The 17,561-nt window shown below is 66.7% G+C and carries 12 protein-coding genes and 2 tRNA genes; 8 read left to right on the top strand and 6 right to left on the bottom strand.

Going from position 1 to position 17,561, the window contains the following annotated elements; genetic code table 11:
* Positions 1-173: 173 nt before the first annotated feature.
* Positions 174-857 carry a pentapeptide repeat-containing protein gene (locus ABE571_RS18450; RefSeq protein ID WP_346494360.1) on the bottom strand — a complete coding sequence of 228 codons (684 nt, stop codon included), beginning with the start codon at positions 855-857 and terminating at the stop codon, positions 174-176.
* A 251-nt stretch (positions 858-1,108) separates the two neighbouring features.
* A complete protein-coding gene (locus ABE571_RS18445; protein WP_313217735.1) occupies positions 1,109-1,987 on the bottom strand; it encodes a tetratricopeptide repeat protein in 879 nt (292 codons plus the stop codon).
* Between the two features lie 369 nt (positions 1,988-2,356).
* Between ABE571_RS18445 and asnB the strand changes: the two genes are divergently transcribed.
* The 3 genes from asnB (at position 2,357) to ABE571_RS18430 (ending at position 6,080) form a co-directional block, all read left to right on the top strand.
* Complete coding sequence (gene asnB, locus ABE571_RS18440; RefSeq protein ID WP_313217736.1) at positions 2,357-4,048, top strand: asparagine synthase B; 1,692 nt, start codon at positions 2,357-2,359, stop codon at positions 4,046-4,048.
* Between the two features lie 87 nt (positions 4,049-4,135).
* The gene (locus ABE571_RS18435) at positions 4,136-5,524 is read left to right on the top strand and encodes a cation:proton antiporter (RefSeq protein WP_346494358.1); all 1,389 of its coding nucleotides are present in this window, start codon (positions 4,136-4,138) and stop codon (positions 5,522-5,524) included.
* Positions 5,525-5,591: 67 nt separating this feature from the next.
* Positions 5,592-6,080, top strand: a complete 489-nt coding sequence (locus ABE571_RS18430) for a bacterioferritin (protein WP_313211674.1) — start codon at positions 5,592-5,594, stop codon at positions 6,078-6,080.
* Between the two features lie 248 nt (positions 6,081-6,328).
* Here the strand turns inward: ABE571_RS18430 and parC are convergent, their stop codons facing one another.
* Together parC and ABE571_RS18420 are read right to left on the bottom strand one after the other, a co-directional pair.
* Entirely contained in the window at positions 6,329-8,572 is a 2,244-nt protein-coding gene (gene parC, locus ABE571_RS18425; protein ID WP_346494356.1) for a DNA topoisomerase IV subunit A, read from the bottom strand.
* Positions 8,573-8,630: 58 nt separating this feature from the next.
* Entirely contained in the window at positions 8,631-9,509 is an 879-nt protein-coding gene (locus ABE571_RS18420; protein WP_346464646.1) for a helix-turn-helix transcriptional regulator, read from the bottom strand.
* Between the two features lie 143 nt (positions 9,510-9,652).
* On the opposite strand from ABE571_RS18420, the gene ABE571_RS18415 reads away from it, so the two are divergent.
* Genes ABE571_RS18415 through ABE571_RS18400 form a run of 4 tightly spaced genes read left to right on the top strand, consistent with a single transcriptional unit; the run spans position 9,653 to position 14,358 of the window.
* A complete protein-coding gene (locus tag ABE571_RS18415; protein WP_088433075.1) occupies positions 9,653-10,096 on the top strand; it encodes a MarR family transcriptional regulator in 444 nt (147 codons plus the stop codon).
* Between the two features lie 5 nt (positions 10,097-10,101).
* On the top strand, positions 10,102-11,586 hold the full coding sequence (locus tag ABE571_RS18410; RefSeq protein ID WP_346494354.1) for an efflux transporter outer membrane subunit: 1,485 nt from the start codon (positions 10,102-10,104) through the stop codon (positions 11,584-11,586).
* 11 nt (positions 11,587-11,597) lie between these two features.
* Positions 11,598-12,779: a multidrug efflux MFS transporter periplasmic adaptor subunit EmrA gene (gene emrA / locus ABE571_RS18405; protein WP_123728786.1), complete on the top strand. Its 1,182-nt coding sequence runs from the start codon at positions 11,598-11,600 to the stop codon at positions 12,777-12,779.
* 7 nt (positions 12,780-12,786) lie between these two features.
* Positions 12,787-14,358, top strand: a complete 1,572-nt coding sequence (locus ABE571_RS18400) for a DHA2 family efflux MFS transporter permease subunit (protein ID WP_176989939.1) — start codon at positions 12,787-12,789, stop codon at positions 14,356-14,358.
* 111 nt (positions 14,359-14,469) lie between these two features.
* Here ABE571_RS18400 and ABE571_RS18395 read toward each other — a convergent pair.
* A tRNA-Leu gene (locus ABE571_RS18395) sits at positions 14,470-14,556 on the bottom strand.
* A gap of 222 nt (positions 14,557-14,778) precedes the next feature.
* Positions 14,779-14,865: transfer RNA gene (locus tag ABE571_RS18390), tRNA-Leu, on the bottom strand.
* Between the two features lie 250 nt (positions 14,866-15,115).
* Between ABE571_RS18390 and rnr the strand changes: the two genes are divergently transcribed.
* Positions 15,116-17,461, top strand: a complete 2,346-nt coding sequence (gene rnr / locus ABE571_RS18385) for a ribonuclease R (protein WP_260232222.1) — start codon at positions 15,116-15,118, stop codon at positions 17,459-17,461.
* Positions 17,462-17,561 lie beyond the last annotated feature (100 nt).

The raw sequence follows: 17,561 nt of genomic DNA, 5'->3' as shown, positions 1-17,561 counted from the left end.
GTCAGACGAGAAGGAGAGCCGGCCAGCGGCCGGCACTACCGGGTTTACGTGCTGCGCCGACCAACGGTCGGCGCCTACCGCGTCACTGACGAACGACCGGGTCAGGCAGGAACCGACCACGCCAGGCAGGAACGACCGGGTCGGGTAGGAACCGACCGTTGGTCGGTTCGCCCTTACGCCACGATCAACCCGAATGACGCCAACGCGGCCGCCGCCTGCCGCTGTGAAATCACCGCTTTCTTGAACAGCTTGGCGTCCATCACGTTGAGCCCGCTGATGTCGGTGCCGCGCAGGTCGGCGCCTTCAAAGCGCGTCAACCGCGTCTGTGCATTGCGCAGGCTGCCGCCGTTGAACACCGCATCGCGGAAATCGCAGCCGGACAGCTCGGCCTCGGAGAAATCCATGCCCTCCAGCTGCGCCTTGCGGAAGGACATCCCGCGCAGGTCCGCGCTGACCAGCAGGCAATCGCGGAATTCCAGCGCCCAGCCGGTCACTTCCTGCAGGTGCGCGCCCGTCAGCTTGCAGTCCTGGAACTGCACCGAGGACAGCGTTGCCCGGCGCCAGTGACTGTTGTTCAGATCGCAGTGCGAGAAACGCGCATCGCTGAGCAGAGTCGAGCTGAAATCGCATTGGCTGCCGCGGCACTTCGTCCACTGGCTTTCTTCCAGTGAGGCCGCCAGCCAGCTCGCGCCGGTGACCGAGCACTGATGGAACTGGTACCCATCCATGTCCAGCCGCGAGAAGTCGCCATGATCGAACGTGCAGTTCTCGAACACGGCTGCCCGCGGATGCGCGGCGATGATGGCCTGCATGCGCTCGCGGGTGAGGGTTTCATCGCGGAAGGTGACAGTGTTCATGCGTCCATTCTGGGTGATGGGCGGCGCAGGCGGCAGTCTTGAAGGCAGCGGCGGAGTGTGTACAGCGTCACCGGCGCACATGCCCCTGTTCGAACCGACGTAGAGCCGACCGTTGGTCGGCTGCCGTTGATGTCGACCCGTGGGGCGACACGTGCAGCCGACCAACGGTCGGCTCTACCGGGTGGGGCGACATGTGCAGCCGACCAACGGTCGGCTCTACCGGGTGGGGCGGAAATTTCGGGTATCCGGCGTCAGCCGAAGGTCCAGAACGGCGCTTTGATCCGCTCGCGCCAGTACGTCTCCCCGGCCAGGTAGAACTTCTGCGCATAGGCCTTGGCGAACCAACCTGCGGCCGCGTCCAGATCACGTGTCACGCCGGCGCGGCCGCGGCCCAGCAGCAGGCCGCTGAAATACTGCCCGTACACATTGCCCTGGTCGGCCGCCAGCCGATACCAGCGCAGCGCCTCGATACCATCGCGCGGCAGGCCCATCCCGAGTTCGTACATCGCGCCCAGATCCACCTGGGCGTCGGCATCACCGCGCTGCGCACGCCGCTGGATGTCGACGACCAGCGGATGCAGGGTGCCCTCCGGCTGCGCGGCGATCGCCTGCGGCAGCCGCGAGGATTCGGACGGCATGTGGTGGTAGATGGTCGCGCGCAGGTCCCAACGCAGCGCGCTGGCCGCCTCACCGCGTTCGCGATGGAACCTGGCCAGCATCAGCATCGCCATCGGGTTGCCATGCTCGGCAGCGGCGCGATACCAGCGCTCTGCCTTGCGCGGTGAGGCGCGCAGTGCAGTGCCCTGCAGGATGTTCGGGCCGGTGCCATGCAGCAGCTCACCGTGGGTCCAGATCCGGCCCAGGGCCTCTTCGGCCTGGGGGTTGTGGAAGCTCCACGGGGTGACGGCGGCGGCACGTTCGTACCAGGTCACGGCGCGCGGGTCGTTGAAAGTCTCGTAGGTCCTGGCGGCCTCCCAGGCACTGTCGAAGCTGCCATCGGCCGCCTTGGTCTCGATCGACTGCACGATGCTCGCAGGCGTACGTGACGGGGCGCTGCTGCAGGCGATGAGAGAAAGGGCCAGGGCGATGCCGCCCAGGCGTGTAGCGATGCGTCCAATGCGAGCGGTCATGCCAGCCAGGGGGGTGCAGAAGGACCGTGATTATCGCCCGGCCCCGGAGCGCGGGGTTGTCCGCGGCGGTCGGTTTGGTTGCCATCGCAACAGTTGCACCGCCGCCCAAACCCGGTTACGGTCGGTCCATGTCCTCGTTCCCGGCCACCGCTGTCAGCAATACCAACCGCACTAATCTGCGCGCGAATAATCGTGCGCGGCCGATGCGGGACTGCGACCAGGGCTAGTACAAGCAACACGCCCGGACCCCAGAAAACCCGCATCGACCGATGCGGGTTTTTTTGTGGCCCGGGTTTACCCCTTCCGGGCCTGGGTGGCCGGTCGAATGCCTGCAATACGTGTATTCCCCCATCATCAGGAGCTGTTCCCATGTGTTCGATTTTCGGTATTTTCGGCCTCCAGGCAGGCGATGACCTCGTCGCATTGCGTCGCCATGCGCTGGACCTGTCGCAGCGCCAGCGCCATCGCGGCCCGGACTGGAGCGGGGTGTACGTCGATGACGGCGCCATCCTGGTCCACGAGCGCCTGGCCATCGTCGACCCCGCCGGTGGCTCGCAGCCGTTGCTCTCCGAAGACGGCGGGCTGGCACTGGCGGTCAACGGGGAGATATACAACCACCGCGAACTGAAGGCCGAGCTGGCCCAGCCGTACGCCTTCCAGACCGGCTCGGACTGCGAGGTGATCAACGCGCTGTACCGCGAAGACAGCCCGGCCTCGTTCCTGAACCGCCTCAACGGCATCTTCGCCTTCGCGCTGTGGGACCGCGCCGAGCAGCGCGTGCTGATCGCCCGGGATCCGATCGGCGTGGTGCCGCTGTACTGGGGCCACGACAAGGACGGCCGCCTGGTGGTGGCCTCCGAACTGAAGTCGCTGGTGGACATCTGCGCCGACGCCGCGCAGTTCCCGCCGGGGCACTGGTACGACAGCGCCACCGACACGCTCACCCGTTACTACGAGCGCCCGTGGCGCGACTACGACGCGGTCGAAGGCGTGGAGGCGGACCGCGTCGAACTGCGTGAGGCGTTCGAGCGTGCGGTGCACCGCCAGCTGATGACCGACGTGCCCTACGGTGTACTGCTCTCCGGCGGTCTGGATTCGTCGCTGGTTGCGGCCGTCGCCGCGCGCTATGCCCGCCACCGTGTCGAAGATGGCGATCAGAGTGAAGCCTGGTGGCCGCGCCTGCACTCCTTCGCGATCGGCCTGAAGGGCTCGCCCGATCTGGCGGCCGCCGCCATCGCGGCCGAAGCCCTGGGCACCGTGCACCACGGTTTCGAGTACACCTTCGAAGAGGGGCTGGATGCGCTGCCGGAAGTGATCCGCCACGTGGAAACCTACGATGTCACCACCATCCGCGCCTCTACGCCGATGTTCCTGCTGGCGCGCCGGATCAAGGCGATGGGCGTGAAAATGGTGCTGTCCGGTGAGGGCAGCGACGAGATCTTCGGTGGCTACCTGTACTTCCACAAGGCGCCGAACGCGCGTGAGTTCCATGAGGAGCTGGTGCGCAAGCTCGATGCACTCAACAACTACGATTGCCTGCGCGCCAACAAGTCGATGATGGCCTGGGGCGTGGAGCCGCGCGTGCCGTTCCTGGATCGCGAGTTCCTCGATGTGGCCATGCGCATCGATGCCAAGCACAAGATGGTCGGGCAGGGCCCCGCCGGTACGCGACGTATCGAGAAGGCGGTGCTGCGCGAAGCCTTCGAAGGCTACCTGCCGGACTCGATCCTGTGGCGCCAGAAGGAGCAGTTCAGCGATGGCGTCGGCTATGGCTGGATCGACGGGCTCAAGGCCCATGCCGAGGCCCAGGTCAGTGACCGTGTGATGGCCGCGGCGGACAAGCGCTTCGTGCACAACCCGCCGCAGACCAAGGAAGCCTACTTCTACCGCCACGTCTTCGAGCAGTACTTCCCGACCCAGGCGGCGGCGGAGACCGTACCGGGTGGCAAATCCATCGCATGCTCTTCGCCGGCGGCGATCGCGTGGGACGCCAGCTTTGCCGCGATGGCCGATCCCTCCGGGCGCGCCATCGCCGGCGTGCACGAGCAGGCGCTGGCCTGAGCGATGACCACACCGCCGCGTCGTCCGCGGTGGTGTGGTAGCGCGTGCAGCCCGTAGAATCGCCCCTTCAATCGATGGGGATCGGTCATGGACTCTGACACCACCGGCATGCGTCGCAGCGGCCTGGCCTGGCGCTACCTGGGCTGGGTGGCGTTGCCGCTGGTGATCGGCCTGGGCCTGGCGCGGTTTGCCGGCCCCGCCGTGACCGCGCAGGTGGCCCGTGCAGAGTCCTCGCTGGGGGGCGACTGGGCCGCGCATCTGCATGCGCCGCTCGGTCTGTTCCTGCTGCAGTTGCTGGTATTGCTGATGGTCGCCAAGGGCGCGGGCTGGCTGTTCCGTCGCCTTGGCCAGCCGGGGGTGATCGGTGAGATGGCGGCCGGCCTGATGATGGGGCCGCTGGTGCTGGGGGCCATGTTGCCGCAGGTCCACGGCGTGCTGTTCCCGCCGGCATCGCTGGGTTCGCTCGGCCTGCTCAGCCAGCTCGGCGTGCTGATGTTCCTGCTGGTGGCCGGGGCGGAGCTGGATCTGGGCGGGCTGCGGGGGCGACGTCGTTTTGCCTTCGTGGTCAGCCATGCCGGCATCGCGGTGCCCTTCGTGCTGGGCGTGGGGCTGGCGATCTGGCTGTACGGTGCACACGCGCCGCCGGGCGTGGGCTTCACCGGCTTTGCGTTGTTCGTGGGTATTTCATTGAGCATCACGGCGTTCCCGGTGCTGCTGCGCATCCTGGCCGACCGGGGCATGACCGGCACGCCGCTGGGCCAGACCGCCATCGCCTGCGCCGCGCTCGGTGATGCCACCGCATGGTGCCTGCTGGCGCTGATCGTGGCCGCTGCGCAATCGCAGGGCTGGGTGCCCGCGACGATCAACCTGGTCTGCGTGGTCGCCTTCGTGGCGCTGATGCTGTGCGTGGTGCGCCCGTGGTTCTCGCGCCGGGTGATCGCGCCGGGCCAGGAAGGGCGCTGGCTGCTGATCATGCTGTTGATGGCGCTGGGCTGCGCGCTGGTCACCGAGATGCTGGGCATCCACGCGCTGTTCGGCGCCTTCGCGGCCGGCGTGGCGGTGTCCGGCAACGCCACCCTGCGGCATACCGTGGCCGAGCGCGTCGAGCCGTTCGCGGTGACCTTGCTGCTGCCGCTGTTCTTCGCCATGACCGGGCTGCGCATGCGCGCCGATGCCCTGCAGGCCAGCGACCTGGTGCTGTGCCTGATCGTGATCGTGGTGGCCACGCTGGGCAAGCTGATCGGCACCTGGAGCGCAGCGCGCAGTGCCGGCATGGGCAGCCATGAGGCGTGGAAGCTCGGGGCCCTGATGAATACCCGCGGCCTGATGGAGCTGATCGTGCTCAACCTGGGCTACGAGCTGGGCTTCCTCGGCGACCGCTTGTTTGCCGTGCTGGTGATCATGGCCCTGGTGACCACGGCCATGACCGGGCCGCTGCTGAATGCGATGGAGCGGTGGAAGCGCAACTGCAACTGATTCCGATTAGATCACCGGAATTCCAGATAGGGCACCATGCGCGCATTGATTCATCAGGAGCACCCCCATGAAAGGCAACCCGGACGTCATCGCCTGCTTGAAGGAACTGCTGCGCGGCGAGTTGGCCGCGCGCGACCAGTACTTCATCCATTCGCGCCGCTACGAAGACCAGGGCCTGTTCGCGCTCTATGAGCGCCTCAACCACGAGATGGAAGAAGAGACCCAGCACGCCGACGCGCTGCTGCGCCGCATCCTCTTCCTCGGCGGCGACCCGGACATGCGCCCGCATGTGTTCGAGCCCGGCGTGACCGTGGAAGCGATGCTGCAGAAAGACCTGGAGACCGAGTACAGCGTCCGCGACAACCTGGCCGCCGGCATGAAGCTGTGTGAACAGCACCAGGACTATGTCAGCCGCGACATGCTGCTGGTGCAGTTGAAGGACACCGAAGAAGACCACGCCTGGTGGCTGGAGCAGCAGTTGGGCCTGATCAAGCGCATCGGCCTGGCGCTGTACCAGACCAGCAAGATGGATGCGAAGGGTACCGCTGCGCATTGAGTGGGTGCGTTCGGGTCTTCCGGGGAGCCGGCCAGCGGCCGGCACTACCGGTGCCACGGCATCGGGTTCCGCACGCCAGCCAGCCTTCGCCAGCCAGCGGCTGAACCCTCGTCCGCCTGCCAGCTCCTGCCAGCCAGCCGACGTTGAGACGATCAGAAAGGCCGGGGAAACCCGGCCTTTTCTGTGGGTGCAACAAAAAAACGGCCGGGTTTCCCCGGCCGTTCCGATTCACGTCAGCACCGCGACGCTTACTCCACCGCCAGCCCTTCCACCTTCTGCCAACCACGCGGCAGCAGGTGGCCACGGGTCGCGCGGGTGCCCAGGTAGGTGTCCAGATCCTTGAACGACAGGTTCATGGTGCGCTGGCCGCTGCGCACCAGCAGCGTGTTGCCCGGCGCCACCGATACCACCGCGACCACGCGCTCGGTCGCGAGCTTGGCCTTGGGGATGTCGATGATCTTGTTGCCCTTGCCCTTGTCCAGTTCCGGCAGGTCGCTGGCCGCGATCGCCAGCAGGTTGCCCGAGCTGGTCACGGCCACGATGCGATCCGTCTCCGGATTGGCCACCACGGCCGGGGTCAGCACCTTGGAGCCGGAGGTCAGGTTGAGCATCGCCTTGCCGGCCTTGTTGCGGCCGGTGAGGTTCTCGAAGCGGGTCACGAAGCCATAGCCGTGCGTGGAGGCCAGCACGAAGCGCGTGTTGTTCTCGCCACTGGCCAGGGTCATGAAGGCGCTGCCCGGCGCCGGCGAGAAGCGACCGGTCAGCGGTTCGCCGTTGCCGCGGGCCGAGGGCAGGGTGTGGATCAGGGTCGAATAGGCCCGGCCCTCGCTGTCCAGGAACGCCACCTGCTGCGTGCTGCGTGCGCGCACCGAACCGAGCAGCGCATCGCCATCACGGTAGGACAGGGTGGACGGGTCCATGTCGTGGCCCTTGGCCGCACGGATCCAGCCCTTCTCCGAGAGCACCACCGTCATCGGCTCGCTCGGCACCAGCTCGGTTTCATCGATGGCCTGCGCCGCGCCACGCTGCACCAGCGGCGAACGACGGTCATCGCCGAACTTCTTGGCATCGGCCACCAGCTCATCGCGGATCAGCTTCTTCAGCTTGGCCTTGCTCTCCAGGATGCCGACGATCTTGTCGCGCTCCTTGGCCAGCTCGTCCTGCTCGCCGCGGATCTTCATCTCTTCCAGGCGGGCCAGCTGCTTCAGCTTGGTTTCCAGGATGTACTCGGCCTGTTCCTCGCTCAGCGCGAAGCGCGCGATCAGCGCCGGCTTGGCTTCGTCCTCGGTGCGGATGATGTGGATCACTTCATCCAGGTTGAGGAAGGCGATCAGCAAGCCATCCAACATATGCAGGCGGCGCTCGACCTTCTGCAGGCGATGGTTGAGGCGGCGGGTCACGGTGGTGCCGCGGAACTGCAGCCACTCGCTGAGCAGGGTCTTGAGGTTCTTGACCTGCGGGCGGCCGTCCAGGCCGATCACATTGAGATTGACCCGGTAGCTGCGCTCCAGATCGGTGGTGGCGAACAGGTGGCCCATCAGCTGCTCGGCGTCCACGCGGTTGGAGCGCGGTACCAGCACCACGCGCACCGGGTTGGCGTGGTCGGACTCATCGCGGATGTCCTCCAGCCACGGCAGCTTCTTGGCGCGCATCTGCGCGGCGATCTGCTCGATCACCTTCGACGGCGACACCTGGAACGGCAGCGCGTTGACCACGATGTTGCCGTTCTCCTTCAGGAAGGTGGAACGCGCCCGCACGCTGCCGTAGCCGGTCTCATACATGGTGCGCAGATCGGCGATCGGGGTGATGATCTCGGCGAAGCTCGGATAGTCCGGCCCCTTCACGTGCTCGCACAGGTCGGTGACCGTCGCATCCGGGTCATCGAGCAGGTGCAGCAGCGCGCTGACGATCTCGTTGAGGTTGTGCGGCGGCACGTCGGTGGCCATGCCCACGGCGATGCCGGTGGTGCCATTGAGCAGCAGGTGCGGCAGGCGCGCCGGCATCCAGGTCGGCTCTTCCAGCGTGCCGTCGAAGTTCGGGGTCCAGTCGGTGGTGCCCTGGTTGATCTCGCCCAGCAGCACTTCGGCGATCGGGGTCAGTTTGGACTCGGTGTAGCGCATCGCCGCGAACGACTTGGGATCATCGGTCGAGCCGAAGTTGCCCTGGCCTTCGATCAGCGGGTAGCGGTACGAGAACGGCTGGGCCATCAGCACCAGCGCTTCGTAGCAGGCGCTGTCGCCATGCGGGTGGTACTTGCCGATCACGTCACCGACGGTACGCGCGGACTTCTTCGGCTTGGAGGACGCGTTCAGACCCAGCTCGCTCATCGCATAGATGATGCGGCGCTGCACCGGCTTGAGGCCGTCGCCGAGGAACGGCAGTGCGCGGTCGAGCACCACGTACATCGAATAGTCCAGGTACGCCCGTTCGGCGTACTCGCGCAGGGGCAGCTGTTCAAAGCCGTGGAACGCGGGGCGGGCAAGATCGGTCATGCGGGATTGTTACCTGTGGCAAGGGACGGCGACGGCTGTCGCCCTCGCAGGCGGATGATTATCCGGATGCGGCCGGGGATGCCAAGCCGCGTGATGGGTTCAGGGGGTGTCCGCTGCGCGCCAGATAGCGCCCGGGCGGGCTGCCGAAGTGGCGGCGGAACACGGTGACGAAGGCGCTGGGGCTGCTGAACCCCAGTTCGTGCGCGATATCGGACACGCTCTGGCCATCGGACAGCCGGCGCAGCCCCTCGGCCAGCCGGGCCTGCTGGCGCCATTGCGCAAAGCTGAGCGTGGTTTCATCGCGGAAGTGCCGGGTCAGTGTACGCGGCGACAGCCCGGCCCACCGGGCCCATTGCTCCAGGCTGCGGCCGTCGGCCGGGTCGGCGATCAGCTGCGAGGCGATCCGCAGCAGGCGCCGGTCCTGCGGCATCGGCAGGTGCATGCGCTGGCGCGGCGCATTGCGGATCTCGTCCAACAGGACCTCGATCATGTGCTGCTGGCGCAGGCTCGGCTCGGCCGCGGGCACCCATGCGGTGACGCGCAGCGAAAGCGCCTGCAGGAGATCGGAAATGGCCAGCACGCAGGGTTCGTCGGGCAGGTCACAGGCCATCGGTGCGCTCACGATCACGCCCCAGCCACGCAGCGGCCCGCAGATATCCACCGTATGCGGCTCGCCCGGCGGCATCCAGCCGGCACAGCCCGGTGGCAGCGACCAGGTGCCGTGGCGGGTGCGGGTGGTGAGCAGCCCGGCCTCCACGCAGATCAGCTGGGCGCGCCGGTGCTGGTGCCAGTCGATCTCGCGTTCCAGCCCCTTGGGGCTCTCGATACGGAAGCCGAGCACGCCCAGCCCGTCGTCCCGTTCGAACCAGTCCAGGACCTGGTTGCGGATCATCTGGGTGGCGTCGGTCTCCAGCGCTGGCCTGAAAGTGTTATCCATTGTCCAAATTGTAATACCCGGCCAGTGGCGGGCGCCATTAAGGTAGCGACCTCCCTATTGTCCTGATTGCTGCAACACAGCATTTGGTTCCACATTGAATATTTCTATTGAGAAATATATTTTTTGGAAGAGAATGCTCACCCATGATCTGCCCTGATGCCCATCCCCCCAGCTTCGGACTCCTGCTGCGCCAAGTGCGCGATGGCCTGGTCCGTCAGCTAGACACGTCGATGGCCGAGGAAAACCTCGGTATTGGCTTCACCCACTATCTCGGTCTGAAGGTACTCGCGGCGCGTGCCCCGTGCACCGCCAACGAGTTGGCCCAGGCCCTGGACCAGGTGCCCAGCGCGGTCACCCGCCTGCTGGACAAGCTGGAAGCCTTGGACTGCGTGCGGCGCGAGCCGCATGCCCAGGACCGGCGGGCGCTGCAGATCGTGCTGACCGAGCCGGGCCGCCAGTTGTGGGCCCGCCTCAAACAGCGGGGCGACCAGACCATCGACGACGCCATGCGTGATCTGTCTCCGGACGAACGCGCGCAGCTGCTTTCCCTCATGACCCGTGTACGCGACTCACTGGTAACGCCATGACTTCCATGTTTGAACGTTCTTATTCACTGCGCCCACTGCGGCCGGTGCTGGTCTCCGCGCTGGCGCTTGCCCTGGCCGCGTGTGCCAGCAGCCGCGGCCTGGAGCCGCAGGGCCGTCTGCTGGATGCCGACAGCCTGCAGGCCCAGCGCACCCTGGCCGGCAACGGCCTGAGCCAGCCCGGCTGGCCAGCCACGGACTGGTGGCGCGCGCTGGGCGATCCGCAGCTGGACGCGTTGATCGCCGAAGGCCTGCAGCGCAATCCGGGGCTGGACGCGGCCGATGCACGCCTGCGCCAGGCGCGTGCCCAGATCGGCACCGCCCGCGCCGACCGCCTGCCCAGCGTCTCCGCCTCCGGTGGCTACACCGGCGTACGCCTGCCCGAATCGATGGTCGGCGACGAGCTCGGTGGCAGCTATGCCGGCAGCGGCCAGGCCTACCTGAGCTTCAGCTACGGCATCGACCTGTGGGGTGGCAAGCGCGCCGCCTGGGAAGCGGCCGTGGACAGCGGTCATGCCGCCGAAGTGGACGCCCAGGCCGCACGCCTGAATCTCTCGGCCGCCATCGCCGAGGCGTATGCACAGCTCGGTTACGCATGGACGCTGCATGACGTGGCCAGCGAAGAACTGGCGCGCTCGCAGAAGACCCTGGACCTGACCCGTCAGCGGCGCGCCGCTGGCATCGACAGTGACCTGCAGACCCGCCAGGCCGAAGCCCGTATTCCGGCCGCGCAGCAGCAACAGCAGGCCGCGCAGCAGCAGATCGACGAAGCCCGCACCGCGCTCGCCGCGCTGGTCGGGCAGGGCCCCGACCGGGGCCTGCAGATCGTGCGCCCGCAGGTGTTGAACCCGCTGGCCCTGCAGCTGCCCGGCGTGCTGCCGAGCGAACTGCTCGGCCGTCGCCCGGACATCGTCGCCGCGCGCTGGCGCGTGGAAGCAGCCAACCGCGAGATCCACGCGGCCAAGGCCGCGTTCTATCCCAGCCTCAACCTGACCGCCCTGGGTGGCGTGGTTTCCAGTGAAGTGGACCAGCTGCTCAAGAGTGGCTCGACGTTCGCCTTCCTCGGCCCGGCACTGAGCCTGCCGATCTTCGACCGTGGCCGCCTGCGCGCCAACCTGGGCAAGACCGACGCGCAATACGACCTGGCCGTGGCTGACTACAACCAGTCCGTGCTCAACGCGCTGCGCGATGTTGCCGACCAGGTCAATGCGGTGCGCTCACTGGCCGATCAGGCCAGTGCCCAGGCCCAGGCCGTCAGCACCGCACGTGCCGCCCATGATCTGGCCGAACAGCGCTACCGCGCCGGCATCGGCAGCTACCTGGATGTGCTCAGCGTCGAAGAGCAGTTGCTGGTCTCCCAGCAGCGGCTGGCCGAACTGCAGTCGCGTCAGATCCTTGTTTCGGTCCGCCTGAGCCAGGCGTTGGGCGGTGGCTTCACCCCGACCAGCGATGCCGCCACGGTCGCCGCCACCCCCGAATCCTCGCATTCCTGAGAGTCATCCCCATGAGTCAGACCTCCGCTCCCGCTGCCGAGAAGGCAGCTCCCTCCCGTCGTGGCAAGCTGCTGCGTGGCCTGCTGGTCATCGTGGTGCTGCTGCTGGCCGCGCTGGCCCTGTGGTACTTCATGTTCGGCCGCTGGTTCGAAGAAACCGACGATGCCTATGTGCAGGGCAACCAGGTCCAGATCACCCCGCTGATCAGCGGCACCGTGGTCGGGATCAACGCCGATGACGGCATGCGCGTCGAGCGCGGCCAGCTGCTGGTCCAGCTGGACCCGGCCGACACCGAAGTGGCCCTGCAGCAGGCCGAAGCCAACCTCGCCAAGACGGTTCGCCAGGTGCGCGGTCTGTACCGCAGCGTGGAAGGGGCCCAGGCTGAATTGAACGCGCGCCAGGTCACCCTCAAGCGCGTGCGCGAGGACTTCAACCGTCGTAAGGACCTGGCCAGCAGCGGCGCGATCTCCAATGAAGAACTGGCGCACGCCCGCACCGAGCTGGCGGCTGCCGAAGCCGCCGTGGCCGGTTCGCGCGAGACCTTCGAGCAGAGCAACGCGCTGGTCGATGACACCGTGATCGCCACCCAGCCCGACGTGCAGGCTGCTGCCGCGCAGCTGCGCCAGGCCTACCTCAACAATGCCCGCGCCGGCATCGTCGCGCCGGTCACCGGTTACGTGGCGCGTCGTTCGGTGCAGGTCGGCCAGCGCGTGCAGCCGGGCAATGCCCTGATGGCCGTGGTGCCGACCGAGCAGATGTGGGTGGAAGCCAACTTCAAGGAAACCCAGCTGCGCCACATGCGCCTGGGCCAGGAAGTGGAGCTGCGTTCGGACCTGTACGGCGGCGATGTGACCTACAAGGGCCGCATCGACAGCCTCGGCCTGGGCACCGGTTCGGCGTTCTCGCTGCTGCCGGCGCAGAACGCCAGCGGCAACTGGATCAAGATCGTGCAGCGCGTGCCGGTGCGCATCGCCATCGATGCCAAGCAGCTGGCCGAGCATCCGCTGCGCATCGGTCTGTCGATCAAGGCCGAAGTGAGCCTGCGTGACCAGAAGGGCACCGTGCTGCCGACCGACATCGCCAAGGGCCAGGTGTTCGATACCGACGTCTACGCCAAGCAGCTGCACAGCGCTGACGATGTGATCCACCAGATCATCCAGCGCAACCTGCCGCAGCAGGGCAAGGCGAGCTGAGGCCACCATGTCCGCACAAGCTCCCGCCGCACCGGGCGCCCCCGCGGCCCCCGGCACGGCCTTCCGGCCGGCCAACGTCGCCCTGTGCACCGCAGGCCTGGCGATGGCCTCGTTCATGCAGGTCCTGGACACCACCATCGCCAACGTCTCGTTGCCGACCATCGCCGGCAATCTCGGCGCCAGTTCGCAGCAGGCCACCTGGGTCATCACCTCGTTCGCGGTCAGCACCGCCATCGCGCTGCCGCTGACCGGCTACCTCAGCCGGCGCTTCGGCGAGACCAAGCTGTTCGTGTGGGCCACGCTGGCCTTTACCCTGGCTTCGCTGCTGTGCGGCCTGGCCCAGAGCATGGGCATGCTGGTCGTCTCACGTGCCATCCAGGGCTTCGTCGCCGGCCCGATGTACCCCATCACGCAGAGCCTGCTGGTCTCGCTCTATCCGCGCGAGAAGCGCGGGCAGGCGCTGGCGTTGCTGGCCATGATCACCGTGGTCGCGCCGATCGCCGGCCCGATCCTCGGTGGCTGGATCACCGACAACTACAGTTGGGAATGGATCTTCCTGATCAACGTGCCACTCGGCATCTTCGCGGCGCTGGTGGTGGGCAACCAGCTCAAGGGGCGCCCCGAACACGTCGAAAAGCCGAAGATGGATTACGTCGGCCTGATCACCCTGGTGATCGGCGTGGGCGCGCTGCAGCTGGTGCTCGATCTGGGCAACGACGAAGACTGGTTCAGTTCGACCAAGATCGTCGTGCTGGCCTGTGTGTCGGTGGTGGCGCTGGCGGTGTTCCTGATCTGGGAACTGACCGACAAGGATCCCATCGTCGATCTGCGCCTGTTCCGGCACCGCAACTTCCGCGCCGGGACGCTGGCGATGGTGGTGGCCTACGCGGCCTTCTTCAGCGTGGCGCTGCTGATTCCGCAATGGCTGCAGCGTGACATGGGCTACACCGCGATCTGGGCCGGCCTGGCAACCGCGCCGATCGGCGTGTTGCCGGTGATCATGACGCCGTTCGTGGGCAAGTACGCCTCGCGGTTCGACATGCGCATGCTGGCCACGATCGCCTTCATCTTCCTGTCCTTCACCAGCTTCCTGCGCTCGGGCTTCAACCTGCAGGTGGACTTCGGCCACGTGGCCGGCATCCAGCTGATCATGGGTATCGGCGTGGCGTTGTTCTTCATGCCGGTGCTGCAGATCCTGCTGTCGGATCTGGACGGTCGCGAGATCGCCGCCGGTTCCGGCCTGGCCACCTTCCTGCGCACGCTGGGCGGCAGCTTCGCCGCCTCGCTGACGACATGGCTGTGGGCACGCCGTACCCAGGAGCACCATGCGCATCTGACCGAGCACATCTCCGGTTACACCCCCGGCATGCAGGACCAGGTGACCGCGATGGGGCAGGGCGACCTGCAGCATGGCGCGGCGGCGCTCAACAACATGATCAACCACCAGGCCTCGCAGATGGGTTTCAACGACATCTTCTTCCTGCTGGGCTGGATCTTCCTGGCCATCATCGCCTTCCTGTGGCTGGCCAAGCCGCCGTTCGGTGCAGGGGCGGGTGCTGCCTCGGCCGGTGGGCACTGAGCACGTGATACGTTGAAACGAAAAACCCCGCTGAAAGGCGGGGTTTTTTTTGTTACCGGACGGTAGAAACGAAAAAACCCGCTTGCGCGGGTTTGATCATTTTCTGAGTCATGGTGCCCAGGAGAGGACTCGAACCTCCACGAAGTTGCCCCCGCTAGCACCTGAAGCTAGTGCGTCTACCAATTCCGCCACCTGGGCGACTCAGGAGGAGAATTCTGCGGGAGAACGGTGATGCTGTCAACAGGATCGCGTGGGAAATGTTTCGTCGGTCGTCGGTCGTCAGTCGTCGGTCGCCACGTCATCGTCGTGTTGATGCCACGCACATCGTGCGTTACGCACTGACGCCGGGCAGGGCCGCGCATTGACGAACCGCAGAAACGAAAAAACCCGCTTGCGCGGGTTTGATCATTTTCTGAGTCATGGTGCCCAGGAGAGGACTCGAACCTCCACGAAGTTGCCCCCGCTAGCACCTGAAGCTAGTGCGTCTACCAATTCCGCCACCTGGGCGACTCAGGGGGCGAATTCTGGGCATGTCCGTGAGGCTTGTCAACGGTTTTGTGAAATTTCTTCACAATCCTGCACAGGAGCGCCGCTGACCGGTTCTGCACACGCACAGCGGTTACTATTGAGGTCAATGAAACCAAAGAAACCGACCCAGGGCGCGAAAGCCCCCAAGTCCCCGGCGCCCAAGAAGGCAGCCGGTCCGTCGGGCAAGCCCCGCGCTGCCGCCAAGAAAGCCGGCAAGCTGCCACCCTGGATGCCCGAATCCCTGAACACCGCTGAGCCGCCGCGTGGCAACAAGCGCGGGCCCAAGCCTGCGCATGCCGGGCCGATCCCGACCCGCCGCCGCCCGCATCCGACCCCGCTCGACGGTGAGGTCCAGGTGGACCCCTTCGCCGCCCGCGAGGCCGAGCGCTATGCGCAGCCGATCGCCAGCCGTGAGGCGATCCTGCAGCTGCTCGACCGCTGCGATGGCCCGCAGACCGCCGAAGAGATCGCCATCCATCTCGGCCTGACCGAGCCGGACCGTGCCGATGCGCTGGGCAAGCGCCTGGGCGCGATGTGCCGTGACGGCCAGCTGGTGCAGAACCGCCGTGGCGGTTTCGCGCCGCTGCAGGCCGTCAACCTGATCACCGGCGTGGTGATCGCCAACCCGGAAGGGTTCGGCTTCCTGCGCCCGGTCGAAGGTGGCGACGATCTGTTCCTGCCGCCGTTCGAAATGCGCAAGGTGCTGCATGGTGACCGCGTGCTGGTCAACGTGACCGGCATCGATCGTCGTGGCCGTCGCGAGGCGAGCATCTCGCGCGTGCTTGAGCGTGGCATGAGCCGCCTGATCGGTCGCTTCAGCGTCGAGTTCGGCATCAACTACGTGGTGCCCGACGACAAGCGCGTGCAGCGCAACGTACAGATCCCGCCCGACCAGACCGGCGATGCCCGCGATGGCCAGCTGGTGGTCTGCGAGCTGACCCAGGCGCCGGACACCCGCCGCCCGCCGATCGGCCGCATCATCGCCGTGCTCGGCGACAAGCTGACGGCCTCGCTGGTGGTGGAAACCGCCATCCACGGCCATGAGCTGCCGTTCGAGTTCCCGGCCGAAGTGCTGGCTGAAGCCACCGCGGTGCCGATGGTGGTCACCCCGGAACAGATCGGCCACCGCGAGGACCTGCGCAACACGCCGCTGGTCACCATCGATGGCGAGGATGCCAAGGACTTCGACGACGCGGTCTACTGCGAACCCAATGCCGAAGGCTTCCGCCTGGTCGTGGCGATCGCCGACGTCTCCAATTACGTGCGTCCCGGTACGCCGCTGGACAATGAAGCGCAGAAGCGCGCGACCTCGGTCTACTTCCCCGGGTTCGTGGTGCCGATGCTGCCGGAAACGCTGTCCAACGGCATCTGCTCGCTGATGCCCAAGGTTGACCGCATGTGCTTCGTCTGCGACATGCAGGTGAACCGCGAAGGCGAGGTCATCCATTCGCGCTTCTACGAAGCGGTGATGAATTCGCATGCGCGCCTGACCTACAACCAGGTCTGGGAAGCGGTGGGCGAGAACGACCCGGCCGCGCGCAAGGCGATCGGTCCGCTGATGCCGCAGGTGGATCGCCTGTACCAGCTGTATCACGTGCTGGCCAAGGCGCGTACCCGCCGCGGTGCGATCGAATTTGAAACCTCCGAAGTGCGCTTCGTGCTGGACAACACCGGCGAAGTCACCCAGGCCGGGATGATGGTGCGCAACGATGCGCACAAGCTGATCGAAGAATGCATGATCGCGGCCAATGTGCAGGCGGCGCGCTACCTGCTGGCCAAGCAGGTGCCGGCGCCGTTCCGTGACCATGAGCGTCCGCCGGAATCCAAGTACGCCGATCTGCTCGAGTTCCTGAAGGAATTCAAGCTGAGCCTGCCGCCGTGGTCGAAGGTGCAGCCGGCCGATTTCACCAAGCTGCTGAAGAAAGTGCGCGATCGCCCGGACGCAGCGCTGCTGGAATCGGTGCTGCTGCGCAGCCAGAGCCTGGCGGTGTACTCGCCGGACAACCTGGGCCACTTCGGCCTGGCGCTGGATGCGTACGCCCACTTCACCTCGCCGATCCGTCGTTACCCCGATCTGCTGGTGCACCGTGCGATCAAGCACGCGCTCAGCGGAGCCGCGCCGGAGAAGTTCACCTATTCGCCGCGTGAGATGGCCGCGCTGGCCCTGCAGTGCTCCGAGCGGGCGCGCCGCGCCGATGAAGCCGAGCGTGAAGTCGACGAGCGTTACCGCGCCGCGTGGATGGAAAAGCACGTTGGCGGCCAGTTCGAGGGCGTGATCAGTGGCGTGACGAGCTTCGGCCTGTTCGTGGAACTGGACGAATCCAAGGTCAACGGCCTGGTCCACGTGACCCAGCTGCCGCACGACTATTACCAGTTCGACGCGGTGCGCAAAACGCTCAACGGCGAACGCCGCGGCAAGATCTACCGCCTCGGTGACCGCGTGCGGATCCTGGTGCTCAAGGCCAGCATGGAAGAGCGCAAGATCGACTTCCGCCTGGTGGAAGAAAAGGACGATTCGCTGCCCGAGCTGCCGCCGCGCGGCCAGCCGGCCAAGCGCCAGAAACAGAAGTACTGATCGTCGCGGTCCGGCCCACGGCCGGTACGCGGCAGGGGGCGGACGGGGGGGGGGCCAAAGAGGACCCCCCCACGGGTGGGTGGGGCGCCGGTCCCCTCGG

This window comes from Stenotrophomonas sp. TWI273 (genome assembly GCF_039674765.1).
Lineage (GTDB): Bacteria > Pseudomonadota > Gammaproteobacteria > Xanthomonadales > Xanthomonadaceae > Stenotrophomonas.
The sequence above is the reverse complement of the archived record's forward strand: the minus strand, read 5'-3'. Positions and strand labels throughout refer to the sequence as shown.